Origin of the sequence: Christiangramia lutea, assembly GCF_022489035.1 — a bacterium.
GTDB classification, from domain to species: Bacteria; Bacteroidota; Bacteroidia; order Flavobacteriales; family Flavobacteriaceae; genus Christiangramia; species Christiangramia lutea.
On record NZ_JAKVTV010000002.1, the window covers coordinates 278,101 to 301,957 of the forward strand.

Here is a 23,857-nt window from a genome sequence, read left to right on the forward strand (position 1 = left end):
GGGTTTTTTTTTGCATTTAGTAAAAAGACTATATTATCTTTTTGATCACTCTTAGTTTATGAGTGTGTTTTCTTAATTCTGAATTGAAAATTCCTGAATGATCTATACGATCTATTCTCACTTTTCCGTCTACATGTATAATATAGTTGTCTTTCATCATTAAACCCACGTGGTTAATCACTCCTTCATTATCATCAAAAAAGGCAAGGTCACCAGGCTCACTTTCTTCAATAAAACTTAATGCCTCACCCTGTTTTGCCTGGTCTGAAGCATTCCGTTTTATCTTAAATCCATTTAATTTATAAACTATTTGGGTAAGACCACTGCAATCTATACCAAATGGACTTTTTCCTCCCCAGATATGAGGAGAATTAAGGAAAAGGATCGCTGTATCTATAAGATTCTCTTTTTTTGAAACAGAAGTCTTTACTTTCTCACCTTCGTAAGAGTGTGCTAACCTATTAGTGAAATTAAGAACAGAACCTAAAGCAACCGGCATTAAGAGGCCACTTTCATCAGTAACATATTCAATAAGATCAGAAGAAAGCTGAAGATCTTCCTGTTCAAGGGAAAGATACTCAGCTTCCTCTATATGTTTATACTGCTTTTTGTCTATCCAGGCTTCGAATCCGTCAAAAGAGTTTCTTATCCTGCTCCAATGTGCTCTTTCTTCAAGAATTTTGAAATGCTCTCCATATAATAACTGGGAAGTCATTTCGCTTTCATGTGATGCAGAAGCCCTAAGCGGTACAATACTTAAATGGCAAATACCGTATTGCATTAATTTTATTCAATTTTAGGAATTACGTTCAATTACCATAGCTGAAGCACCGCCGCCACCGTTACAAATGGCAGCTGCCCCAATCTTCGCGTTGTTTTGTTCTAATACATTTAAAAGAGTTATTAGAATTCTAACACCGCTACATCCTAGTGGGTGACCTAAAGATACAGCTCCACCATTCACGTTGGTATTTTTATCACTTAATCCTAAAATTTTCATATTCGCCAGACCTACAACTGAAAAGGCTTCATTAAATTCGAAGAAATCAACCTTCTCTAACGATATTCCTGCTTTATCGATAGCTTTCGGTAAAGCTTTGGAAGGTGCAGTGGTAAACCATTTAGGCTCTGTAGCAGCATCTGCAAAACTTTTGATGGTCGCTAACGGTTTTAATCCTAGTTCTTCTGCCTTTTCACGGCTCATAAGAACTACGGCACCGGCCCCGTCATTTATCGTTGAAGCATTTGCAGCCGTTACGGTTCCATCTTTTGAGAAGGCAGCTCTTAACTGTGGGATCTTCTCTAGTTTTATATTCTTAAATTCCTCGTCTTCCTTAACGACTAATGGATCTCCTTTTCTTTGTGGAACTTCAACAGGAACTACTTCATTATCAAATTTTCCTTCTTTCCATGCCTTAGCCGATCTTTCATAAGACTGGATGGCAAAGTTATCCTGTTCTTCTCGAGAAAAATTGTGCTCTGTTGCACATAGGTCTGCACAAACTCCCATTGCATTATGATCATAGGCATCTACAAGGCCATCTTTCTGCATTCCATCTTCCAGAGTCGCGGGACCAAATTTCTTACCATTTCTCATATGCACATAATGTGGAATAAGACTCATGTTTTCCATCCCACCTGCAACTACGATGGAAGTATCTCCGAGCATAATTGATTGTGCGCCCTGCATTACGGTTTTCATACCGCTGGCACATACCTTATTTACTGTTGTACATGGAACTGTATCAGGAATTCCAGCACCAAGAGCAGCCTGTCTTGCCGGAGCCTGACCAACTCCTGCCTGAACAACATTACCCATAAGAACTTCTTCTACCATCTCAGGTTTTAGATTGATCTTTTCCAATGCTCCTTTAATGGCGATTGAACCTAATTTTGTGGCTGGAATGGTTGATAAGCTACCTAAGAAACTACCAATCGGAGTCCTTGCAGCGCTTACTATAACTACTTCTTTATTCATGTTTAAATTTTAATTAATTCAAGTGTTGCGAAGTTAGTGATTTTATAAGGAATTAAATAACCTAAGCTCAGTCAGGCCTATTTTTACTACATTTGAGCATTACCTGAATATATATGAGCGATTTCATTAATAAGCTATACAAAAATCAGGCGCTTTTTTATAAAGTTTTCCTGTTTGTGCTTACCTCAGTTTTAATCGTTTACCTTCTTCCGAAAGGCGGTAAATTTAAATATGATATCCCCAAAGGAAAGCCATGGCAATATGAAAATCTATATGCTCCTTTCGATTTTGCCATTCTTAAGACCGATGAAGAGATAGCCGCCGAACGCCAGGATATAACGAGGTCTCATATTCCTTATTATAATTTCAATACACAAACTCCTGAAAAAGTAAGGGAAGATGCCCTGGAAGAAGTGCAAAACGTTTTTCCCGACACTACGCTTAATGTTTATCAAACCATAATAGATGAATTTGTAGCTGAAACAGTAGACAGGATCTATGAGTTTGGATTGCTTCAGGAAAGTGAAAGACTGGGGCCAGACCAGTTGGTATATCTTCTTAAAGGTAACGAAGCATCAGAAATAGCCTATAGAAGGATATTAAAGCAGGGAGAAATAAGAGGTTATTTAGCAGATGAAATTTCTAATGAAGGCTTTTCTTCATTTAGAACAGAGCTTCTGGAAGTTTTCTTTAATTCTGTAGAACCTAACGTTACCTTTAATAATGATCTTACGCAAAAAGAACTTCAGAGTAAACTGAACAATATTTCCTATACCCGGGGAATTATCGAGCAGGGGAGCAGGATAATTGCTAAAGGCGAAGTTGTTGAAGGTAACAAGTACAACATTCTTAGATCGTTAAAGGCCGAATATGAATCACAGGTTTGGAGTAAGTCCAATTATAACTGGATCTTACTTGGGTATAGCGTTCTGGTTGCTCTCGCTTTACTTATGCTTCTGCTGTTTATGCGAAAGTATAGAATCGCCATTTTTGAGAACAACGTAAAGGTCACCTTTATTTTCTTCAATATCATCTTTATGGTGATGTTAACTACACTAGTGGTAAACTTCAATATAGATTACGTATATGTAGTTCCGCTATGTATTTTGCCTTTAACCCTAAAGGCTTTCTTTGATGCAAGACTTGGATTATTCACTCATGTTATTACAGTATTACTACTGGGTTTTATAGTGCCTAACAGTTATGAATACATGTTCCTGCAGATAATTGCTGGTATTGTGACCATACTTACGGTTAGTGAGCTTTATAAAAGAGCCAATTTGTTCATTTCGGTAGGACAGATCACTTTGGTTTATATAATCGCATATTTTGCTTTTACCGTTATTCAGGAGGGGGATATCGATGACATGAAACCAGAGGTCTTCCTCACCTTTTTCTTAGGTGGATTAGCAACTCTTTTCGTTCAGCCTTTGATCTATGTTTATGAAAAGATCTTTGGGATGGTGAGTGACATGTCTTTACTTGAGCTTTCTGATACCAATTCCAGGTTGCTAAAGGAGCTGGCAGAGAAAGCTCCCGGAACTTTTCACCATAGCCTTAATGTCGCAAACCTGGCAGAAGCTGCTGCTAACGAAATAAACGCCAACGCCATGCTGGCCAGGGTAGGAGCTTTATATCATGATATTGGTAAAATGGAGAACCCTACTTATTTTACTGAAAATCAAACTACCTCGGTGAATTCTCATGATGAACTATCTCCAAAGGAAAGTGCCCAGATCATTATTGAGCATGTAATTAAAGGAATTGAAGTTGCTAAAAAAAATAATCTTCCAGACAGAGTGATAGATTTCATTAGAACTCATCACGGTACCAGTACGGTTTATTATTTCTATAAAAAAGAGAAGGAGGCTAATGAGAATGCATCACCTGAGGATTTTAGATATCCCGGGCCTATACCATTTAGTAAAGAAACCGCGATCCTAATGATGTGTGATAGTGTGGAAGCGGCAAGTAAAAGTCTCAAGGAGCCTACTTCAGTCCTTATAGATAATTTTGTAGAGAAGATCATCAATAAGCAAATGGAAGAAGGACAATTTCTGAATTCCAATATAACTTTCAAGGAAATACAGATGGTGAAAAAAATTCTTAAGCGAAAACTTAAGAATATTTATCACCTGCGTATAGAGTATCCGGAGTAGTCCTTAGTGAACGTTAAGAATTTCGTGTTCTTTTTCATTGAAGCTAAAGCTTTCACCTTCGGTTTTACCTTTCATTTCCTGATAAATTGGTGCATCTGTAGAAATAGCATAAACACTTACCCCTTCATCCAGAATTATTTTTCCTAAGGCTGCTGAAATAAAATAATAGTTTTCAGATGTCTCCACTATACTGCCAAAATCAATATTTTTAGTGTAATGGTTTGGATCTATCCTGCTAAGTTTCTCCTTCATTTTTCTGGAATTATCCAGGTATTCCGCGTATTTTTCAAAGTCGCTCAATAACTGTCCTTTAGTGTCGTCTTCATCATAATCTGTATGCGCATCATTATTTTCCATGGATTCTTTTATCTGATCCATTTCTTTTTGATATTTATCTATCTGCTTATTAACCGTATCCAGACATTTATAATATAACTCTTCTTTTCTTGCTGACATGATTTTTGATTTTTTTCAATTGAAATTAAAATTAGTTAAGCTTTGAATGCTTACCGAATCTTTAGGAAATATTTAATATCGAAATCTTAAAACAGGATATATACTTATAAGTTATATAAATAAGTTTCTATGCTTATAAATATATAATATAAGTTTTAAAACTTATTTTTGTATATTTGAATATGATTGCAGTATTATCAGCAGATCTTTTGTCTTCTTCCAACTATCCTAAGGATTTAATGGAAGAGGTGATTTCTACCTTAAATCGGGAGTTTGAACAGGTTAAAAAAGTATCTGATCGCGATACAGGTTTCAAAATATTTCGTGGTGATAGCTTCCAGGGAATTGTTTATGATCCAGCCGAGGCCTTGAAAACAGCACTTAAATTAAAAACATCCATAAATAGACTGCACCTTAAGGAACGAGAAAGCAATAAGGCTTTTAAACGCGAGGCAGATCTAAGGTTAGCTATAGGAATTGGAGGTTATGATTTTATCAGGAATTCTATCATGGAGTCTAATGGTGAAGCTTTTCAATTTTCAGGAAGGACTTTAGATGAAATGAAAAAGGAAAACAGGAAATTAAAGCTAAAAACCTCTAATGCTGAAATAAACGAAGAGTTCGACACTTCTTTTTTCCTCTTTGATACCTTGGCAGATAAATGGAGTACCGCTTCGGCAGAAGTCATCTATTATCTTTTATACGGTTATAAGGAGATGGAAATTGCAAACGAACTGGATATAAGTCAATCTGCCGTGAATCAAAGGAAAAAAGCTGCCGGGTGGGATGCAATCGAAGTTTTACTTTCACGTTATCAAAAGGTCATATCAGAACATTTTTCGAATGGAAAATAACATACTTATCTTTCTTCAGTTAATATTGGCTCATGTGATTACAGATTTTGTAATTCAGCCTACGCCGTGGGTAAGGCACAAAAGAAAGAAAAAAGCCAGATCTGGTTATCTTTATTTGCATGCGCTAATTGCAGGTTTGTTATCCCTCATTTTTTTAATGAAAATTGAATACTGGTATATAGGATTATTCATAAGTGTAACCCATTTTTTTACTGATCTCTGGAAATTACAATTTAGTCGTGACACCCTAAAGATCTTTATTTCAGACCAGTTATTGCATTTATTTGCGATCGTGCTGGCCTGGCTATGGATGACCTCTAATTTTGAAAGTATTATCCCGTATCTTTCAAATCTTTTAAGGTCTGAAACCGTGATGGCCATTGTAATTGGTTACCTGTTGGTTATTTTCCCAACTGGATTCCTTATTGGAAAAGCCACCATGAGATGGCAAACCGAAGTGGAAAATGATCTACGGAAAAACAGCCTGGATGCTGCCGGAAGATATATTGGTATATTTGAAAGAGTTCTGGTGCTTACTTTTATTTTAACCGCGAACTTTTCAGCAATTGGTTTCCTCATCGCAGCAAAATCAATTTTGCGATTCAGTGATAAATCTGAGACTGGAGCCAGAAAGCAAACAGAGTACGTACTTATTGGAACACTAATGAGCTTTACCCTAACTATCCTGGTAGGATTTTTAGTACGCCATATCGCGTTCTAGTAGCTGAATATTACTCTGAAGCCTCTCGCGAACAATATTCATCATTCTCTTATTTAAAGCTGATGAATTCTGGATGTATCTCTCATACTCATCCAGGGTAAACTGGCCAATGATTATTCCTTTTAAACTGTTCCTGAACTTGATATCCCGCTGTATCGCATTGGCAATATAGTCGAATCTCTTCTCCAGTTTCAGTTCGTAGAATTTATTCTTGTGTTTAGTAATATAATTCCTAAAAACAGCCAGTAAAAGGTCATTTTGAAGCTTGGCGATAGGACGGAGAGTTTCATTTTGAAAGCGCTCATCTTCGCTCATGTTTTCAGTAATTCTTGCGGAAGGAATCTCAGGCCTGAGTTCCATTAGGTTAATATCTCTCGGATTCATGGCAAGTAAGGTTTCTTAAATATAATTAATTACTAAGCTGCATTTACCATGCCTGGATTTGACTTTTAAACCGGTTATAAACAACCTTCGAGTTAAATCTGTCTTAATCGGCCCTTTTGCTTCTTTTCATCTTATTATATTGAAAAGAAAAGCTAAAGATTATTTTTAAATGATAGAATCCAGAAATCCATATAACGGTGAACTCATAGAAAAATTCAAAGAGTTCACCAATCCTGAAATAGAAAAGGCTCTTGAAAAGGCCGATAATCGCTTTAAGACATGGAGAAAATCCGGTTTTCAGGATAGAGCAGAGCTTATGAATAAGGCTGCCAAAGAATTGGAAAAAAATAAAGATGAATATGCACGGGATATCAGTCTGGAAATGGGAAAGCCCATAAAACAGGCTATAGCAGAAATTGAAAAATGTGCCTGGGTGTGCGAATATTACGCTGAAAATGCTGAAAAACATTTATCTAATCGAGCTATAAAGACCGATGCTTCTAAAAGTTATGTCTCGTATGAACCTATAGGAGTTGTTCTGGCGGTAATGCCGTGGAATTACCCATTCTGGCAGGTTTTTAGATTTGCGGCACCTGCGCTGATGGCTGGTAATATTGGAATTCTGAAACATGCCAGTAACGTGATGCGATCTGCAAATAACATTCAAAAGGTTTTTCAACGCGCTGGATTCCCAGACTCCTGTTTCCAGAACCTGGTAGTAAGTAGTAGTAAAATTGAAAATATAGTCAGGGATAAAAGAGTGAAAGCAGTTACATTAACTGGAAGTAAACCTGCTGGTGCCGCTGTAGCTTCCACCGCAGGTGATGAGATCAAAAAATCTGTACTTGAGTTGGGTGGAAGTAACGCACTTGTGGTTTTCAAAGATGCTAATCTTTCCGAAACAGTTAAAACCTGTGTGCAGGCCAGATTCCAGAACACCGGGCAAAGTTGTATTGCCGGTAAAAGGCTCTTATTGCATGAAAGTATAGCTGATGAATTCCTGGAAGAATTTCTTGTCCAGGTTAGGGAGTTAAAAAGCGGAGATCCTATGGATGAGAATACCTTTATCGGGACATTGGCCAGGGAAGATCTTGCCGAGGAACTCGAAACGCAAATAAAAGATTCGGTAAAAGCTGGAGCTAAGATCGTTCTTGGAGGAAAAAGAGACCGTGCCTACATGGAACCAACTGTACTTACTGATGTTACTTCAGAAATGAGTATGTTTAAAGAAGAAACTTTTGGCCCGGCCATTGGTGTAACCAAATTCAAGAAAGACCAGGAGGCAATAGACCTGGTAAACCTTTCAGATTTTGGTTTGGGGGTTTCCATATTTACAGAAAATATGGATTTTGCCGAAAAAATAGTTCCAGAATTCGAAGATGGAGCGGTTTTTATAAATGAATTGGTTAAAAGTGATCCCAGGTTACCCTTCGGAGGAACTAAGATTTCTGGATATGGAAGGGAACTTTCAGAAGATGGAATCAGGGAATTCGTAAATAAGAAAACAGTCTATTTTAAATAGAGTGATTGATTTAAAAAAATAGAATATGACACAAAAAAAGATCGCAGTAACCGTGGACAGTGTGGTTTTCTGTAAAGTAAATAATAAGTTCAAAGTATTGTTGATCCAGCGAAAGAAGGATCCTTTTAAAGACGAATGGGCTTTACCAGGAGGTTTTGTGGAGGAAGGAGAAGACCTGGAATCTGCCGCCAAACGTGAATTGCTCGAGGAAACAGGAGTCAAGGTAGACTCTATGGAGCAGGTTCAGGCATTTGGAAAACCAGGAAGAGATCCAAGAGGTCATACCATTTCCATTGCTTTTTTAAGCCGTATCTATTGCGAGGAAGATCTAAAACCATCAGATGATGCTAAGGATGCCAAATGGTTTGGGATCGAAAAGTTACATGATATGAAACTTGCTTTTGATCATGATGAAATAATAAACGTCGCTCAGCAATTTCTATAATCTCAATTTTAGATATTTCAATATGCAAGATCCTGAAATAATCAGGTATTAATATGGAATTCAATAATTCTATAGTGACGTCTTCGTCGGCCAGTCAATTCTGCTTAAATTTGAAATAAAAAACATGAGATTTCACACAAGAAAATGGATAAAACCTGAAGATCTTAATCCTAACGGGACTTTATTTGGTGGCCGATTACTGGAGTGGATAGATGAAGAATGTGCACTCTACAGCATCGTTCAGCTTGAAAACCCGAAAACCGTGACCAAGTATATGAGTGAGATAGATTTTAAAAGTTCTGCTCATCAAGGCGATATTGTTGAAATTGGAATCGAAGTCCAAAAATTTGGTACCGCTTCGCTTACCTTAAAATGTGAAGTAAGAAATAAAATGACGAGGGAATCTATTATCACTATTGATAAGATCGTGATGGTAGCTCTCGATGAAAATGGTAAACCAAAGCCTCACGGAAAAACCGAAGTTGAGTTTGTTAAAGATCGGTTGAAGTAAGCATCAGGATTCCTTCTTATCAGAATTCTTGTTGAATTTAACCGGAAATTCCTTTTCCAGACCATATAATTTGATCTCTTTAATATCTGCAGGAAGGTAATAACCTTTTTCTATTAGGGCCTCTTTTACAGATCTTACTACATTTCCTTTGGTTATAGACGCCTGCATTCTGAAGTCCTTTGTATCTACCCAAAAGTATACCATTAGATTCACCGTACTTGCAGCTAGTTCTTCCTCGATTACAAAATTCTTATGTATCTCATCTTCAATAACCGATGGCTCGCTTCTTAAAGCGTCCATAACAGTCTGTTTTGCACCGTCGATATTGTCTTCATAGGCGATTCCTACCATAAAACTCCATCTGAAGAAACCATCCTCGGTATAATTGGTGACAGGTTTGGTGAGTACATCACTATTAGGAATATAAACATCTTTGCCGTCAAAGGTTTTAAGCTTGGTATACCTAAATTCCAGTGCTTTTACCTTACCGAAGTTTTCTCCGATCTCCACGGTATCATTTACGTCGAAAGGCCGATTGAAAGCCAGGATGATACCTGCAATAAAATTTTCTCCAATATCTTTAAAGGCAAAACCTAATACAACTGCGCTGGCACCAGCTGCCGTTAGAATTCCTGTTGCAACTCCACCCAAACCTGCTGCTTTTAAACCCAGCATTATAGCTGTAATAGTAATTAGAAATCTTATAGCCTTTCCAAGAAACCTACTCATCAATGGATCTGAAGTTCTTGCTGAGATTCTTCTAGTAAAGAACTTTCCCATCCAGATCCCAATTAAAACTCCCAGGATGATGACTAGAAGACCTAGACCTATGCCCGGTAACTGATCGATAAAATTGTCGTAGAATTGTTGGAAGGAGGTTGAAATCGTATCAATTTCAACAGGCTTTGAATTCTGCATCGGTCTGTTTTTTCTAAAAATAAAGATTAGAAAATACAGATTATCCCAATGAAATGTTAGTTTTTACTGGTTACTGGAACCGTTCTGTCCTTTCTCCTGGTTTTCTTTTTCCTCTTCCTTGATTTGTTCACGTGCGGCTTTGATCTCTTCATCACTAGCTCCTTCAGGTTTTTGCTCATCTGCAATTTCGGGTTGAAGATAGAGATCTGCATAGAAAGGGAAGTGGTCAGAGTTTATATCGCTGCCTATATCTATATTTTTAACCCTGAATTCTTCGGATACAAATATGTGATCAAGAGACCATCTCATAATAAAACTCTTCGCGTTGAAGGTGTTGTAAAAACTACGCCCTTTGCGAACATCCAGTAACCCACCAACACTTTGAAACATGCTGGTGGTGTTTGACCAGGCTACATCATTAAAATCGCCTATTACCACCACCGGGATATCAGAATCCATTGCTTCCAGGGCAGTTTTCATCATTTCCGCATCCCTGTCTGAAGAGGATGGATTATGTTGCGGCATAGGAGGCGTAGGATGAATGGCATGTAGTTGAATTCTATCTCCAGACCTTAACTCAATTTCAGAATGTATGGAAGGAATACTGTCATCTACTACATATTTCACCTGTGGATCGATCAATCTTAATTTAGAATAAAGGATCATCCCGTAAGTATTATCAAGCGGAACCTCGACTTTATATGGATAATCGCTACCAATCCCATTTTTAATCGCAGAATTCCATTTTGCGTCAGTTTCGGTAAAAACAGCTACATCAGGATTGAGTTTTTTCATTTCCTCAATAAGCAGGCCTGTTTCCTTATTTTTCTGAAGAACATTGGAGGTTAGTAATTTGAACCCAGTTGTTTTCTTTACTCCTTCGGTAGGTTCTCCCACATCGTTTGGAGCAAATGGAGTATAAGGGTAAACCTTGGCAAATTGAAATATAAAACAAGCCAGAAGAATTCCAACAAATAGATAATCCCGCCATGACTTTATCTCGAACCTGAAAAAGTAAGCTGCAATAGCCGTGAGTGTAAGCAGGGTTAACTGAATATGCGGATAATCAAAAACCCTTATCCACCAGTAATCGGCTGCGATAAGTGGTACTAGAGTAATAATGATTGCAAGGATACCGAAGCCTTGAAGGAAGGGTTTTAATTTCATAATTCGAATTGGTTAGGATTCAGACTTCTGTTCTAATAGACTACGAATATCATCTCCAGATGGTGCCTCAAATAGTTTAAGGTCGAAGTATGGGATTGCTGCAATTAGATGATCAAAAATATCTGCTGAAATATACTCATAATTTTCCCAGCGCTTGTCCTTACTGAAACAAAGTATTTCCAGTGGAATTCCGTTGGGAGTAGGAGCCAGATGTCTAACGATAAGGTACATTTCCTTATGAACTGCAGAGTGTTCCCTCAAATAAGAATCGGCATACTTTCTAAAAACCCCTAAATTTGTCTGGTTTCTACCGTTTATAAGCAGGCTTTTATCAATTTCATTACTTTCATTGAATTTGTCAATTTCCGCCTGACGGTTTTCCAGGTATGGAGCAATCAGTTTAATTTTCTTCAGTCTTTCTATATCTTCAGAATTAAGAAACTTTACTGAATTCTGTTTGATCATGACCGACCTTTTGATCCTTCGACCTGGGGATTCCTGCATCCCTCGCCAGTTCTGGAATGAATCTGAAATAAGGCTGTAGGTTGGGATAGTGGTGTAGGTGTTATCCCAGTTTTGAACCCTTACCGTGGCAAGGTTAATTTCAGTAACCGTTCCGTCTGCACCGTAAGTTTCGAAGGTTATCCAGTCTCCAATTCTAACGATATCATTTACAGAAACCTGTATTGATGCCACCAAACCAAGAATGGTGTCCTTGAAAATAAGCAAGATCACTGCCGACGCGGCACCTAAAGAGATAGCAAAACCAATTACCGATTTATCGGTGAGTTCAGAAAAAATGAACATCAGGCCAATGATCCATATAAAGATCATAATAATCTGGCTGAAACTTTCTAATGGTTTGTCGTTAAATTCTTCCCGGGTTTTAAGATAATTTCGGGTAGATCTTAGCATACTTCGGCATATCCAAACTATCAGGATGATAATGTATATATCTACCAGTTTGTAGAAAATGGCCAGCACCTCGGGAAAATCGGCAAATATTAAAGGAAAGACTTTATAGATCACCCCCAGAGGTAAAAACCTTCCTACATACCTTGGGAAATTACTCTTGATAAGAAAATCATCAAAAGTCGTTTTGGTTTTATTAGTAAATAGTTTGAAGGTTTCAACAATAAAATGCTTGATAACATAATTGATACCCAGAACGATCAGTGTTAAGATCACCAGGTTTATCAGCAGATTTAAGTATTGGGCAAAGACTTCGTTCATGCCATGAGACACAAAGAATTCTTCAAAAAAGCAGATAAGGTCTATGAGTCCTTCTTCTATATCCATGTACTAAAGATATTTCCTTTCTACATAAAACGGACCAAAAGGAAGTACAGAACATCCCAAGATAATCCCCAATTGAGTCAGACTCCATTTCATAGGTTTAATAAGTAATAAGGCTCCCGCAATATAGGCAATGAAAAGAATTCCATGGGCCATTCCTACCTGCTGAACCATTTGAGGCATTTCGTAAATATATTTTAAAGGCATGGCGATAAATAGAAGTATAAGGAATGATAAACCTTCCAGGATGCTAATCCATTTAAACAGCTTCAGTTGTTTTTCCAGGGACATAATCTTATTTTAAAATTAGACAAATATAAATGATTAGTTAGACATGACATGGAGAACTTAAACCATCATTTATGAGGTTTTTAATATATTAATCAGCGCCCTCTGATTGCATTTTTATTATTTTGCATTTGTAAAAATTAAATATGAATTCTAAAAGAATACTTGTTACAGGCGGCCTTGGCTTTATAGGTTCGCATACGGTAGTAGCCCTTCAAAATGAAGGATATGATGTGGTGATCATCGATAATCTTTCAAATTCATCTATAGATGTGCTTGGTGGTATAACACAGATCTCAGGTAAAACACCTGAATTTGAAAATATTGACTTAAGAGATAAGGCCGCAGTGAAGGATTTTTTTGAGGCCTATCAGGATATCGAAGATGTTATCCATTTTGCAGCCTCTAAAGCAGTTGGTGAAAGTGTAATTAATCCGTTGCTTTATTATGAAAACAATATTTCTACACTAGTGTATCTTCTGCAAGAACTGAATAAAAAGGAAAATGCGAAATTTATCTTCAGTTCTTCTTGTACAGTATACGGGCAGGCCGATGAGTTACCAATTACCGAGAACGCTCCTGTAAAAAAAGCCGAATCTCCTTATGGTAACACCAAACAGATCGGTGAAGAGATCATTCGGGACACCTGTAAAACCAATGTATCTTTTAAGGCAATTGCCTTAAGATATTTTAATCCTATAGGAGCACATTCTACGGCAGAGATAGGAGAATTGCCAATTGGAACACCACAGAACCTGATCCCGTATATAACGCAGACCGCAATAGGAAAAAGAAAAGAATTATCGGTTTTTGGCGACGACTATCCAACCGAAGATGGTACAGCGATCAGAGATTATATACATGTAATGGATCTTGCTGAAGCTCATGTTAAAGCGCTGACCAGGTTAATTCAGAACGAGGAGAAAGAAAATTACGAAGTATTTAATCTGGGAACAGGAAAAGGAAATTCTGTATTGGAGGTGATCAATTCATTTGAAAAGGTTTCGGGCCAAAAATTACCCTATAAAATTGTGGGTAGAAGAGAAGGGGATGTAATTGCCGCTTATGCAGATACTAAAAAGGCTAATGAAGAACTTGGCTGGAAAGCAGATCGTTCTCTGGATGATGCTTTAAAAAGTGCCTGGAAATGGCAAACGGTTGTTAAGAAAAGAGAGGACGAGGAAGAATAAAAACAGTGATACTGAAGCAAAAAAACCGGGAATTCCCCGGTTTTTTTATAGGTAATTCTAATATATACTAGCGGGTTCCGTTTACCAGGAATGCATGTATCACTCCGGGAATCCATCCCAAAGCGGTTAATAATAGACTTATTAAAAAAGTTACACCCAGGCCGTGTTTCATAAAAACAGCTAATGGGGGTAAAAGAATGTTTAAAATAATTGTGAGTATAGACATGGTCTAAATTTTTGGTTATTGGTTTTCATTTAAATTACCCGGTTTTACCGGTATTATATCTAAAGGTGAAAGGTAAGCCATGTACTAACTAAAGCCTTATACCTTATGAAAAGTTTAGAGATATTATAAGGAAAACCGTTAAACCATTTCGAAGATCACTAAAGCGTACAGGTAAAATCTCACGAATCTGAGTAAGCCGAATATCAGATAGCTGGAGAATGGAAACCTGATTATTCCTGCGGCAATACTGGTCATTGCAAAGGGAATTGGAAGTAAAGCTCCAACAATAATTAGAAAACCACCCCATTTCCTGGTGTTCTTGATGTGTTTGGCCATTTTGAGTTCCATGGCCTCATGCACGGAAGGAATTTTTGTAATGGCTACTCCAATATAATAGGAAACGATTCCGCCTAAATATGAAGCTGTTGCTAACAGACTAAGATAAAGGAATGGACTGGAAGACTTACCCGCCCAGGCTATAAATAGTTCCGGGGGAACCAAACCCAATATAGATTCAGATAAAAAGAATATGGAAAGAACCTCGAAAGGGGCATAGGTTTCAGTAATAGTAACCAGCATATCTTCAATATCCAGAAGGTAGTGGTCTATAGCCCACAAAGCACCTACAAATAATACAATAGGTAGAACGGCTTTTTTTAAACTATTCCATACAAATGAATAGAAACCGGTATAATTGTAGTATTGGTGCAATAAGCGTATTCGCGACTTCTTCTTAGATTTCGCCTTTTCTTTCATTAAATTCCTTTCTAATTATTTCAATTTCAGGAGTCCTTAAACTGAAGTAGGGGAGGAAAACAGATTTTTGAACTGGAAAAAATTAATAATCTTCTCCAGCGTGCTCCTTAAGAGCTTTTACGTATTCACGAAGTTCAAGTTCGTTAACCTTGTTGTCATGTTCAGCCATTAAAGAAAGCATATATTCCAGACTTTCCTGACCAGTTATTTCTTCACTTTCAGCAACATCAACCTCTTCAGCCTCCTCAGAATCTTCATCAAGCTCTACAGGTTCATCATCTGGAATAGCAATAAGGAAATCTTCGTGCTCATCTATATGCTCAAAAGTTAACCTGGTTACCTTGGCAAGCAATGGTATGTTTTCCTCAACCACGAACTTTCTTAACTCCTTTAGATCCTCCACTATGGTATTCGTGATAATTCCATTGCGCATTAGGTCACGCTGAATTTTATTGAGTAATTTCTGAGCTTTGATATTTTCCAAGGTGCTTCTGTTAAATTAAGTTAGTATTGACTCCGTAAAAAAATCCCAATCCAAACCGGAGGATTTTTTCCGAGCACAAAGTTAGTTTTTTTAGTTTTCTATAAAAGTCTTTTCTATTGTTTTATCAAGTATTTAACCTTTAAAATTAACAGAATCTTAGAGCTTTTAATTTCAGGAGGATAGCCGTCTTTAGTAGCTTTAGGGTTCAAAAATATAAATTATGAGCAACAAAAATAAAACGGCTTTGGTAACCGGTGGAAGTAAAGGAATTGGTTACGGGGTAGCTAAGACATTACTGAAAATGGGTTATAAGGTTGGTGTAACCAGCAGGTCTTTAAATTCAGCTGAAAAAGCTGCAGAGAAATTATCAGACTATGGTGAGATCATTGGCCTGGAAGCAGATGTAAGGGATTTTGAAAGTCAGAAAAAAGCGGTTGAAAAATTACTCGATACCTGGGGACAATTAGATGTTCTAGTAGCAAACGCCGGGATAGGAAATTTTGGTTCGGTAGAAGATCTTACTGTAGAAGAGTGGAAAGATACTATTAATACTAACCTTACGGGAGTTTTCTATAGTATAAAAGCCTGTGTTAATGCCCTGAAAAAATCTGAAGGCTATATTATTACCATTTCAAGCCTGGCAGGAACTAATTTCTTTGCTGGTGGTGCTGCCTATAATGCAAGTAAATTTGGGCTTACAGGGTTCACCCAGGCTGTAATGCTCGATCTAAGAGAGAAAGGAGTAAAAGTGAGTACTATTATGCCAGGTTCGGTCGCGACATATTTTAACGATAATGAACCTTCAGAAGAAGATGCGTGGAAAATACAGATTGAAGATATAGGTGAACTAGTAGGAGATCTGTTGAAAATGAATCCTAGAACCTTACCTAGTAAAATAGAGGTAAGACCGTCCAGGCCTCCGAAGAAATAAAATACTTTCAAATTTTATCTTATGGCTGAGCTTTTCGTTCAGCCATTTTTTATCTGTACAAATTTTAAAAAATTAACAGCTCTAGCGAGATTCGGTTAAAGTCATGACAAAGCCTGGTTCTATGGATATTTTCAGAGCTAAATGAATTATTTTAGAGGAAATCAAAAAAATAAATGTTATGAATATTAAAGGGAAAACAATCATAATTACCGGCGCTTCCAGTGGAATTGGTGAAGCAACTGCACTCAAGCTGGCCAAAGAAGGAGCGAATGTGGTTCTAACTGCAAGAAGTGAGGATAAACTTATAAAACTTCAGCAAAAAATAGAAAAAGAAAATGCTGGTAAGGCTATGGTTGTTCCAGCAGATGTTACTAAAAAGGAAGATCTGAAGAATGTTGTAGAAAAGGCCAAGGAAGAATTCAAAAGTATTGATGGGTTAATTAATAATGCTGGAATCATGCCATTGTCATACGTAAAAAATCTGCATACAGATGAGTGGGATCAAATGGTGGATGTAAACATTAAAGGGGTGTTAAATGGAGTTTCTGCGGTACTGCCAACCATGATGGATCAGAAAAGCGGAAATATCATTAATATATCTTCCAGTGCAGGTAGAAAGATCTATCCTGGTGGAGCGGTTTATTGTGCCACCAAATCTGCAGTGAGAATGTTCTCTGAAGGATTGAGGCAGGAATTAGCACCTAATTTCAATATCAATATCACTTCTATAGAACCCGGTTTTGTAGATACTTCACTTACAGAAACCATTACAGATAAAGAGATCACAGAAGGTTTATTGTCGAACTTCCAGGAGATGACCCCATTGGAAGCTGAGGATATTGCTGAAGCTATTTTTTATTCCCTTACCCAGCCAAAAAGGGCGAATATCAATGATGTTTATATTATGCCAACTGAACAGGCTCAGTAATTTATATCAAAATCAAATTTAAGAGGTCCGGATTTCCGGGCCTTTTTTATTTCCTGCTGAAGTTTAATTCAGGAAAACTTCTCGTGGTTTGGAGTATAAATCTTATTTTCATAGGCTCAAACCCCATTATAAATTGACCAGCCGAATTGAAAGTTACAGGCATGACCTGGTGAAATTTCTGAGAAGCACAGATTTTTCCAAAGCTATAGTGCTCACCATTGCTATAATTATCCCAATTGGTTTGTTTTCTAAACTTGGAAACCTTGAAATTGGGGTAAGCCTTGCCATGGGTTGCCTGTTTACCTCTCCCAGTGATGTTCCTGGAAGCTTTAAAAATAAAGTATATGGAATTCTTTTTGCGGCTTTGCTTGGTGCAGTTTCCTATTGTATAGCTGGCTATGCAGACCTCAGTATATGGGCCATAGTGCCTATGCTGGCAATTATGATCTTTTCTATTTCCTATCTTTCAGTATATGGTTTCAGGGCATCTCTGGTGTCATTTTCAGGATTACTGGCGATAGTTATCAGTTTTGCGAATATATCTTCTGGTATGGAGATCTGGCAGAAATCTTTGCTAATAGGAGCCGGTGGAATATGGTATCTTATCATTAGTGTTGGATGGTACCTTATTAAACCTGAACGAGCTACTGAACAGCTTATAGCTGAGACCATGGAGCTTACTGCAGATTACCTGAGACATAGAATACAGTTGCTTCAACCCGATGCCAAACAGGAAGATATTCAAAAGAAGCTTTTTCAGGGGCAGAATGAATTGAATGAACATCACGAAAGTTTAAGGGAGATCCTTATTAGTTCCAGGGTATCATCTGGAAATTCAGGCTATGGTAGAAAACGCCTTCTCATCTTTGTAGACCTGGTAGACATGCTTGAACTGGCTATGGCTAATCCTATAGACGCGAGAAGTATGCAGAAGTATTTCAAAGAAGACCAGAAGGAATTAAAGGTATTCGCTGATTTTAGTTTACAGATGGCCGCGCAGCTTGAAGCGATCGCGATCTCGCTTCATAAGAATGCTGAAATTCCAAAAAATGAAGTACCTGAAGCATTTGATAATTTGAAGGATACACTATTGTCCTTTAAGGCCAGAATAGATCTTTCCGAAAGAAGGGAGGAAATGATCCTTTTGAGGAACTTATTCGACTACCAGTCTAAGCAAGCGCAAAAGGTCAATAATATAGACAGGATTCTAAGGAACCTTGAAGGGAAGCGAAATTTATTTATAAAAGAAAAGGAAGTTAAGAAGTTTCTAACTCAGCAGGATTATAGCCTTAAAACCCTCATCAATAATTTCAATTTTGATTCGGCAATTTTTCGGCATTCCTTAAGGCTAACTATAGTAGTTCTGACAGGTTATTTTATCGGTGAATATTTTTCTGTTCAGAATAGCTACTGGATTTTATTGACCATAGTTGTAATTATGAGGCCTAATTATGGTTTAACCAAACAAAGAACTATTAAAAGGATAGTCGGGACTCTTATAGGTGGAGCGATTGCCATTGGAATAGTATTCATTACCCAGAATACAGCCGTTTATACGGTTTTAGGTATTCTATCCTTAACCCTGGCTTTTTCACTTATTCAAAGAAATTATACTACCGCGGCGATATTTATAACATTAAGTATCATTTTCATTTATGCGCTTCTTCAGCCTGAAGTGCTGAATGTAATACAATTCAGGATCATTGATACTTTGATAGGAGCTGGCCTGGCGGCATTGGGAAATTTTATTTTATGGCCAAAATGGGAGAGCCAGGATCTTCATACAGTAATTGCAACTTCCATCAATGCGAATCTGGATTTCTTAAAGGAAATCGATAGATTCTACCATGAAAAAAAATCCCTTCCGGTTTCTTATAAACTGGCACGAAAAAAAGCATTTCTTGATATGGGTGCATTAAGTGGAGCCTTTCAGCGAATGACCCAGGAGCCAAAGAGAAAACAAAAACAAATAGGGATTATATACGAAACGGTGGGTTTAAACCACACATTTCTATCGGCATTAGCTTCCCTTGGGACGTATATAAGAACACATCCAACAACATCTGCTTCAAGAGATTTTGAGGTTTACACTGAAACAATTTCTCAGAAGTTGAGGAATTGTGTGGATATCATGGAAAATATAGAGATCTACGAAAAAGGAAATGAGGAAATATTGGCGGCTGAAAGGTCTCTTCATGAGAAATTTGATAAACTTGCAAAGCAAAGGGATATTGAATTGCAAACAGGGAAGCAGGAGATAGACGAAGGCATGAGATTTAAATTACAGGAGGCGCACTTAGTATCTGGACAATTAGAATGGTTGCTGGACCTTTCAGAAAAATTACAGGAAAATATAGAAAAGCTGACTTCAACAGATGAGTAAACGCGCTTTTAAAAAATACATTAAATCACTTAAAAAGGAGGAGTTGGAAGATCAGATACTAGATCTTTATAACCGGTTTGATGAAGTTAAAACCTTTTACAATTTCGTATTCAATCCCAATGAAGATAAACTGGTAAGGGAAGCGAAATTCAAAATTTCCAAGGAATACTTTCCTCCAAATAACCGAAAACCAAAAACCAGAAGGTCTGTAGCACAGAAACTAATCAAGCATTTTTTAAAACTTGAGATGGAGCCGCATGCTCTGGCAGATATCATGCTCTATAATATTGAAGTGGCCCAGACCTATTCAAAGGACAGAGATAATATTTCAGAAGCCTTTCAAAAGAGCATCTTTAAGTCTTTCGAACAGGCCGTAAATTATGTGATTGATAAAGGAGTTTCTGATGAATTTATAAAACGCATCTATAAGATTGGAGAAGAAGCTGAAGAACAAAACTGGTATAATTCCTATCAATTTGAAACGATAAAAGATCGTTTCCTTTAAAAGCCAAAATGAGATTTTTTTTAACCCTACTTTTTCTTTTTTTCTTTGGCACCGTGTATTCGCAACTAGGCTTTTGTACCGGTAGCAAAGGAGATCCTATATTTCATGAAGATTTTGGTCAGGGTTCAGGAACTGGTAATGAACTTGCCGCAGGGATCACCAATTATACTTTTGTGCGACAGGATCCTCAGGATGGTGAGTACACCATTTCAGATGACATTGGGAATGAAATAAATTCCTGGCATTCTTTTCTACCACAAAATACCGTTTCAGGTGGAAGAGCCCTTATTGTTAACGCCGATTTTACCTCGGGAAGATTTTATAAAAAAGAGATCTCCGGACTTTGCGAGAACACAACCTATGAATTCTCAGCATTTTTAATGAACGTGTATGATCTGGCAAGTAATGTTTGTATAGGCCGGGAGATCCCAAATAATGTAAGATTTGAAATCTGGGATGAAACAGACACCGTGTTATTGAAATCTGGTGATACCGGTGATATTTTTTCTTCCTCAACACCAGAGTGGGAACAATTTGCACTAACCTTTCAATCACAGGCCGGCCAGTCTGGTGTGATCCTTAAAATGTTCAATAATGGAGAAGGAGGCTGCGGAAATGATCTCGCCATAGATGATATTATTTTCAGATCATGTGGAGACCTGGTCGTAATTTCTAGTAGTGAAGAAGAAACAGGCTCCTTAAGCGTTTGTGAAGAGAACACACCGGTAAGTATTACGCTGGATGCAACTTCAGACAATTCTGTATACGATCAAATTTTTTACCAATGGCAGATAAGTCTGGATGGTCAGAATTGGGGAAATATCCCTGGGGCCAATTCAGATGTCTATACCACTTCATTAATTGATGAAACAACTTATTACCGGGTTAAGATCGCAGAAGACCCTGTAAATCTAAATAATAATTTTTGCAGCTCTTCTTCAGAAGCTTTCGAACTAAAAGTAATTTATACCCCTGAACCTCCTATAAGTAGCGGGGATCTTGCAGTTTGCGCCAATGAAGCTGCTCCTGTTTTAAGGGTTTCAGTTAAAGAAGGAGAATTTGTTAACTGGTACGACCAGGAAACCGGGGGGAATTTGCTTGAAGAGAATACGAACACTTATTTTCCGGTGGAAGAAGGGATATTTTACGCGGAAGCAAGAAACTTTGGTTATGAATGTGAGGGTAGTAAAAGAACCCAGGTAAAGCTAACCATATATCCTTTACCTGACCTAAGCGATGAAGAACTAAAGATTTGTCCTGAATCCAATCTTGTCCTTGAGGCGGGGGCAGGTGGGTATGATTATAGATGGTCAACCGGAGAAAGCACAGAAACGATTTCAATTAATTCACCGGGAAATTATTCGGTGGAAGTAATTTCTACTGAAGGATGTTTCACTACTAAAGAAATTAACGTTATCCCTGTTGAAAATGCCTCGATTTTGGATATTATTTCAAGGGGGGATGATGTAGAGATAATCTCCGAAAATCAGGGAGATTTTCTGTATTCCCTTGATGGAGAAAATTTTCAGTCGTCTTCAATTTTTAGATCTGTTCCTGGCGGAATTTACACAGCCTATATATCAGACACCGAAAATTGCAAAACCGATACACTGGAATTTGCCCATATTGTTATCCCTAAAATGATTAGCCCAAATAATGACGGTTATAATGATTCTTTCCAATTGAAAGGAGTCGAATTTTTTAGTGATTCTGAAATTAGAATTTTTGATCGCTACGGAAAGGTTATTAAAGTAGGGCAGGGCACCGGATTTAAGTGGGATGGTAGTTATAACGGAATAGATCTTCCGGCCGACGATTACTGGTATCATATCCAGATAAACGGTTTTGAAGTACAAACCGGTCATTTTACCCTTCTTAGGTAAGGCTTATCCGCCGATTAAAAAAGTTTTGAAATCCTTATGAAAAACAGGGTTTATGGGTTCATCGTATTTAATTAAATTTGAAAGTCAATATTCGCAGCTATGGAAATGGAAAAGATAATTGCCCAGATCGAGGATCAAAAGGAACTTCCTAACCTCAATTTGAGTATTAAGGATAAAACGGAATCTTTTACGCATAAGCTGTTTTATACTCTTTTCGACAAACAGACCCCCGTTAAAGACAATTTAATGGAACTGGGAATGGATTTCGAGGTTCTGGCAAAACTCGTTTGCTGGGAACCCGGTTCACCTTGTCAGGATATTTGGAGTGAATATGTACAAATGTTACCAGGAATTCTTCAGAAATTGAATCTGGATGCGCAGGCTATTGCTAAGAATGATCCAGCAGCCAATTCGGTTGAAGAAGTGTATCTTTCCTATCCCGGCTTTTTTGCGATTGCAACCTACAGGTTAAGCCATGAGCTTTATAAGTATGGTTTACCCCTAGTTCCAAGGCTAATGGCTGAATGTGCCCATAGTATAACCGGAACAGATATTAATCCCGGAGCGAAGATTGGGAATTCATTTTTTATAGACCATGCCACAGGTGTGGTAATTGGAGAAACAGCGGTTATAGAAGATAATGTGAAAATATACCAGGGTGTTACCCTGGGAGCACTTACGGTAAATCGAACTTTAAGAAACAAAAAGCGTCACCCTACCATTGAGAGTAATGTTACTATATATGCAAATGCAACTATTCTGGGAGGAGAAACAGTAATTGGAGAAAATAGTGTAATTGGCGGAAATGTTTGGTTAACTAAATCTGTTCCGAAGAATTCAATGGTTTCCCATACTCCTCAAATAAGTATTAAAAACGCAGCAGACAAATGAATGATTCAATATTAGATCTGGTAGGAAATACCCCTCTAGTAAAAGCAAAACGTGTATTCAATAAACCTGGTGTAGATCTTTATTTTAAACTTGAAGGTCAAAACCCAGGTGGAAGCGTTAAAGACAGGGCGGCTTATAATATGATCAAAAGCGCACTGGAACGTGGAGATATAAATAATAGCACTAAACTTATAGAGGCAACCAGTGGTAACACCGGGATCGCATTGGCCATGATCGCTGGGATCTTCGGGTTGGATATAGAACTGGTAATGCCAGAAAATTCTACCGTTGAGAGAGTTCAAACCATGAAGGCATATGGTGCCAAGGTTATTTTGACCAGTGCAGATGACGGAATTGAAGGTTCAAGAGATTTTGCGGAAGACAAAATGAAATCTGGAGATTATTTTATGCTGAACCAGTTTGGGAATAACGATAATTGGCAGGCGCATTATAAAACCACCGGGCCCGAGATCTGGAATGACACAGAACGTAAGGTTACTCATTTTGTGTCCTCTATGGGAACAACCGGTACAATTATGGGAACAAGCACCTTTCTAAAAGAACAGAATCCAGATATTCAAATTGTAGGTGTGCAACCTACAGACGATTCACGAATTCCAGGAATCAGAAAATGGCCTCAGGCATATTTACCAAAAATATTTAATCCTGAAAAAGTAGATAGAATTCTTGAAGTAGATGAGAAGGAAGCAATTGAAATGTCGCGAAGATTAGCGGAAGAGGAGGGAATTTTCGCTGGAATGAGTAGTGGTGGAGCTACAGCCGCAGCCGTAAGACTATGCGAGGAACTGGAAAGCGGTCTAGTGGTGAGTATTGTATGTGATAGGGGAGACAGGTATTTATCTTCAGATTTATTTCAATAGAAAAAGGCTGGATGAAAATTTAGCATTAACTCTGTGTGATAATTGTGATCTGAGAGATCAACCATTTGTTAACTACTATTACATTTTAACATACTGTCTA

General features: G+C 37.7%; 25 protein-coding genes. 14 read left to right on the top strand and 11 right to left on the bottom strand.

Annotated features, from left to right (window positions below; genetic code table 11):
• Window positions 1–28: 28 nt before the first annotated feature.
• Window positions 29–781: a C40 family peptidase gene (locus tag ML462_RS07575; RefSeq protein ID WP_240713204.1), complete on the bottom strand. Its 753-nt coding sequence runs from the start codon at window positions 779–781 to the stop codon at window positions 29–31.
• Between the two features lie 15 nt (window positions 782–796).
• Window positions 797–1,978, bottom strand: coding sequence for an acetyl-CoA C-acyltransferase (locus ML462_RS07580; protein ID WP_240713205.1), 1,182 nt, complete (start codon window positions 1,976–1,978; stop codon window positions 797–799).
• A gap of 113 nt (window positions 1,979–2,091) precedes the next feature.
• On the opposite strand from ML462_RS07580, the gene ML462_RS07585 reads away from it, so the two are divergent.
• Window positions 2,092–4,137: an HD family phosphohydrolase gene (locus tag ML462_RS07585; protein ID WP_240713206.1), complete on the top strand. Its 2,046-nt coding sequence runs from the start codon at window positions 2,092–2,094 to the stop codon at window positions 4,135–4,137.
• A 3-nt stretch (window positions 4,138–4,140) separates the two neighbouring features.
• Here the strand turns inward: ML462_RS07585 and ML462_RS07590 are convergent, their stop codons facing one another.
• Window positions 4,141–4,593, bottom strand: coding sequence for a transcription elongation factor (locus ML462_RS07590; RefSeq protein ID WP_240713207.1), 453 nt, complete (start codon window positions 4,591–4,593; stop codon window positions 4,141–4,143).
• Between the two features lie 182 nt (window positions 4,594–4,775).
• Between ML462_RS07590 and ML462_RS07595 the strand changes: the two genes are divergently transcribed.
• Both ML462_RS07595 and ML462_RS07600 read left to right on the top strand, forming a co-directional pair.
• Entirely contained in the window at window positions 4,776–5,447 is a 672-nt protein-coding gene (locus ML462_RS07595) for a hypothetical protein (protein WP_240713208.1), read from the top strand.
• Window positions 5,437–6,168, top strand: a complete 732-nt coding sequence (locus ML462_RS07600; RefSeq protein ID WP_240713209.1) for a DUF3307 domain-containing protein — start codon at window positions 5,437–5,439, stop codon at window positions 6,166–6,168. Before ML462_RS07595 ends, ML462_RS07600 begins: the two co-directional genes overlap by 11 nt.
• Here ML462_RS07600 and ML462_RS07605 read toward each other — a convergent pair.
• Entirely contained in the window at window positions 6,145–6,552 is a 408-nt protein-coding gene (locus ML462_RS07605) for a glyoxalase (protein ID WP_240713210.1), read from the bottom strand. The genes ML462_RS07600 and ML462_RS07605 overlap by 24 nt on opposite strands.
• A gap of 169 nt (window positions 6,553–6,721) precedes the next feature.
• Between ML462_RS07605 and ML462_RS07610 the strand changes: the two genes are divergently transcribed.
• The 3 genes from ML462_RS07610 (at window position 6,722) to ML462_RS07620 (ending at window position 9,030) form a co-directional block, all read left to right on the top strand.
• Entirely contained in the window at window positions 6,722–8,074 is a 1,353-nt protein-coding gene (locus ML462_RS07610; protein ID WP_240713211.1) for an NAD-dependent succinate-semialdehyde dehydrogenase, read from the top strand.
• Window positions 8,075–8,099: 25 nt separating this feature from the next.
• Window positions 8,100–8,519 carry an NUDIX domain-containing protein gene (locus ML462_RS07615; protein ID WP_240713212.1) on the top strand — a complete coding sequence of 140 codons (420 nt, stop codon included), beginning with the start codon at window positions 8,100–8,102 and terminating at the stop codon, window positions 8,517–8,519.
• 124 nt (window positions 8,520–8,643) lie between these two features.
• A complete protein-coding gene (locus ML462_RS07620) occupies window positions 8,644–9,030 on the top strand; it encodes an acyl-CoA thioesterase (protein ID WP_240713213.1) in 387 nt (128 codons plus the stop codon).
• A gap of 3 nt (window positions 9,031–9,033) precedes the next feature.
• Here the strand turns inward: ML462_RS07620 and ML462_RS07625 are convergent, their stop codons facing one another.
• The 4 genes from ML462_RS07625 to ML462_RS07640 all read right to left on the bottom strand — a co-directional run bounded on the left by ML462_RS07625 (window position 9,034) and on the right by ML462_RS07640 (window position 12,702).
• Window positions 9,034–9,948: a mechanosensitive ion channel family protein gene (locus ML462_RS07625; protein ID WP_240713214.1), complete on the bottom strand. Its 915-nt coding sequence runs from the start codon at window positions 9,946–9,948 to the stop codon at window positions 9,034–9,036.
• 63 nt (window positions 9,949–10,011) lie between these two features.
• Window positions 10,012–11,115 carry an endonuclease/exonuclease/phosphatase family protein gene (locus ML462_RS07630; RefSeq protein ID WP_240713215.1) on the bottom strand — a complete coding sequence of 368 codons (1,104 nt, stop codon included), beginning with the start codon at window positions 11,113–11,115 and terminating at the stop codon, window positions 10,012–10,014.
• Window positions 11,116–11,127: 12 nt separating this feature from the next.
• Window positions 11,128–12,414 (bottom strand): mechanosensitive ion channel family protein, encoded by a 1,287-nt coding sequence (locus tag ML462_RS07635; protein ID WP_240713216.1) that lies wholly within the window; start codon window positions 12,412–12,414, stop codon window positions 11,128–11,130.
• Window positions 12,415–12,417: 3 nt separating this feature from the next.
• A complete protein-coding gene (locus ML462_RS07640) occupies window positions 12,418–12,702 on the bottom strand; it encodes a DUF3817 domain-containing protein (protein ID WP_240713217.1) in 285 nt (94 codons plus the stop codon).
• Window positions 12,703–12,845: 143 nt separating this feature from the next.
• On the opposite strand from ML462_RS07640, the gene galE reads away from it, so the two are divergent.
• Entirely contained in the window at window positions 12,846–13,889 is a 1,044-nt protein-coding gene (gene galE / locus ML462_RS07645) for a UDP-glucose 4-epimerase GalE (protein WP_240713218.1), read from the top strand.
• 67 nt (window positions 13,890–13,956) lie between these two features.
• Here the strand turns inward: galE and ML462_RS07650 are convergent, their stop codons facing one another.
• The 3 genes from ML462_RS07650 to ML462_RS07660 form a co-directional block, all read right to left on the bottom strand.
• Entirely contained in the window at window positions 13,957–14,115 is a 159-nt protein-coding gene (locus ML462_RS07650) for a YqaE/Pmp3 family membrane protein (RefSeq protein WP_240713219.1), read from the bottom strand.
• A gap of 138 nt (window positions 14,116–14,253) precedes the next feature.
• Window positions 14,254–14,871, bottom strand: a complete 618-nt coding sequence (locus ML462_RS07655) for a YqaA family protein (protein ID WP_240713220.1) — start codon at window positions 14,869–14,871, stop codon at window positions 14,254–14,256.
• Between the two features lie 82 nt (window positions 14,872–14,953).
• Entirely contained in the window at window positions 14,954–15,355 is a 402-nt protein-coding gene (locus ML462_RS07660) for a hypothetical protein (RefSeq protein ID WP_240713221.1), read from the bottom strand.
• Window positions 15,356–15,575: 220 nt separating this feature from the next.
• Between ML462_RS07660 and ML462_RS07665 the strand changes: the two genes are divergently transcribed.
• The 7 genes from ML462_RS07665 (at window position 15,576) to cysM (ending at window position 23,757) form a co-directional block, all read left to right on the top strand.
• Window positions 15,576–16,286, top strand: coding sequence for an SDR family oxidoreductase (locus ML462_RS07665; protein ID WP_240713222.1), 711 nt, complete (start codon window positions 15,576–15,578; stop codon window positions 16,284–16,286).
• 178 nt (window positions 16,287–16,464) lie between these two features.
• On the top strand, window positions 16,465–17,214 hold the full coding sequence (locus ML462_RS07670; RefSeq protein ID WP_240713223.1) for an SDR family oxidoreductase: 750 nt from the start codon (window positions 16,465–16,467) through the stop codon (window positions 17,212–17,214).
• A 133-nt stretch (window positions 17,215–17,347) separates the two neighbouring features.
• Window positions 17,348–19,597, top strand: a complete 2,250-nt coding sequence (locus ML462_RS07675; protein ID WP_240713224.1) for an FUSC family protein — start codon at window positions 17,348–17,350, stop codon at window positions 19,595–19,597.
• Entirely contained in the window at window positions 19,590–20,102 is a 513-nt protein-coding gene (locus ML462_RS07680) for a DUF6155 family protein (RefSeq protein ID WP_240713225.1), read from the top strand. Before ML462_RS07675 ends, ML462_RS07680 begins: the two co-directional genes overlap by 8 nt.
• Window positions 20,103–20,110: 8 nt before the next feature.
• Window positions 20,111–21,985, top strand: a complete 1,875-nt coding sequence (locus ML462_RS07685; RefSeq protein WP_240713226.1) for a T9SS type B sorting domain-containing protein — start codon at window positions 20,111–20,113, stop codon at window positions 21,983–21,985.
• A gap of 99 nt (window positions 21,986–22,084) precedes the next feature.
• Entirely contained in the window at window positions 22,085–22,876 is a 792-nt protein-coding gene (epsC, locus tag ML462_RS07690; protein WP_240713227.1) for a serine O-acetyltransferase EpsC, read from the top strand.
• Entirely contained in the window at window positions 22,873–23,757 is an 885-nt protein-coding gene (cysM, locus tag ML462_RS07695; RefSeq protein WP_240713228.1) for a cysteine synthase CysM, read from the top strand. Before epsC ends, cysM begins: the two co-directional genes overlap by 4 nt.
• Window positions 23,758–23,857: the final 100 nt, after the last annotated feature.

What these genes read in the sequence shown, in the direction of transcription:
- ML462_RS07670 (WP_240713223.1), top strand. Translation starts at nt 16,465, where the DNA reads ATGAATATTAAAGGGAAAACAATCATAATTACCGGCGCTTCCAGTGGA.
- ML462_RS07575 (WP_240713204.1), bottom strand. Translation starts at nt 781, where the DNA reads ATGCAATACGGTATTTGCCATTTAAGTATTGTACCGCTTAGGGCTTCT.
- ML462_RS07580 (WP_240713205.1), bottom strand. Translation starts at nt 1,978, where the DNA reads ATGAATAAAGAAGTAGTTATAGTAAGCGCTGCAAGGACTCCGATTGGT.
- ML462_RS07590 (WP_240713207.1), bottom strand. Translation starts at nt 4,593, where the DNA reads ATGTCAGCAAGAAAAGAAGAGTTATATTATAAATGTCTGGATACGGTT.
- ML462_RS07665 (WP_240713222.1), top strand. Translation starts at nt 15,576, where the DNA reads ATGAGCAACAAAAATAAAACGGCTTTGGTAACCGGTGGAAGTAAAGGA.
- ML462_RS07595 (WP_240713208.1), top strand. Translation starts at nt 4,776, where the DNA reads ATGATTGCAGTATTATCAGCAGATCTTTTGTCTTCTTCCAACTATCCT.
- ML462_RS07655 (WP_240713220.1), bottom strand. Translation starts at nt 14,871, where the DNA reads ATGAAAGAAAAGGCGAAATCTAAGAAGAAGTCGCGAATACGCTTATTG.
- ML462_RS07630 (WP_240713215.1), bottom strand. Translation starts at nt 11,115, where the DNA reads ATGAAATTAAAACCCTTCCTTCAAGGCTTCGGTATCCTTGCAATCATT.
- ML462_RS07650 (WP_240713219.1), bottom strand. Translation starts at nt 14,115, where the DNA reads ATGTCTATACTCACAATTATTTTAAACATTCTTTTACCCCCATTAGCT.
- ML462_RS07685 (WP_240713226.1), top strand. Translation starts at nt 20,111, where the DNA reads ATGAGATTTTTTTTAACCCTACTTTTTCTTTTTTTCTTTGGCACCGTG.
- galE (WP_240713218.1), top strand. Translation starts at nt 12,846, where the DNA reads ATGAATTCTAAAAGAATACTTGTTACAGGCGGCCTTGGCTTTATAGGT.
- ML462_RS07635 (WP_240713216.1), bottom strand. Translation starts at nt 12,414, where the DNA reads ATGGATATAGAAGAAGGACTCATAGACCTTATCTGCTTTTTTGAAGAA.
- ML462_RS07585 (WP_240713206.1), top strand. Translation starts at nt 2,092, where the DNA reads ATGAGCGATTTCATTAATAAGCTATACAAAAATCAGGCGCTTTTTTAT.
- ML462_RS07600 (WP_240713209.1), top strand. Translation starts at nt 5,437, where the DNA reads ATGGAAAATAACATACTTATCTTTCTTCAGTTAATATTGGCTCATGTG.
- ML462_RS07680 (WP_240713225.1), top strand. Translation starts at nt 19,590, where the DNA reads ATGAGTAAACGCGCTTTTAAAAAATACATTAAATCACTTAAAAAGGAG.
- ML462_RS07610 (WP_240713211.1), top strand. Translation starts at nt 6,722, where the DNA reads ATGATAGAATCCAGAAATCCATATAACGGTGAACTCATAGAAAAATTC.
- ML462_RS07605 (WP_240713210.1), bottom strand. Translation starts at nt 6,552, where the DNA reads ATGAATCCGAGAGATATTAACCTAATGGAACTCAGGCCTGAGATTCCT.
- ML462_RS07615 (WP_240713212.1), top strand. Translation starts at nt 8,100, where the DNA reads ATGACACAAAAAAAGATCGCAGTAACCGTGGACAGTGTGGTTTTCTGT.
- cysM (WP_240713228.1), top strand. Translation starts at nt 22,873, where the DNA reads ATGAATGATTCAATATTAGATCTGGTAGGAAATACCCCTCTAGTAAAA.
- ML462_RS07620 (WP_240713213.1), top strand. Translation starts at nt 8,644, where the DNA reads ATGAGATTTCACACAAGAAAATGGATAAAACCTGAAGATCTTAATCCT.
- ML462_RS07625 (WP_240713214.1), bottom strand. Translation starts at nt 9,948, where the DNA reads ATGCAGAATTCAAAGCCTGTTGAAATTGATACGATTTCAACCTCCTTC.
- ML462_RS07640 (WP_240713217.1), bottom strand. Translation starts at nt 12,702, where the DNA reads ATGTCCCTGGAAAAACAACTGAAGCTGTTTAAATGGATTAGCATCCTG.
- epsC (WP_240713227.1), top strand. Translation starts at nt 22,085, where the DNA reads ATGGAAATGGAAAAGATAATTGCCCAGATCGAGGATCAAAAGGAACTT.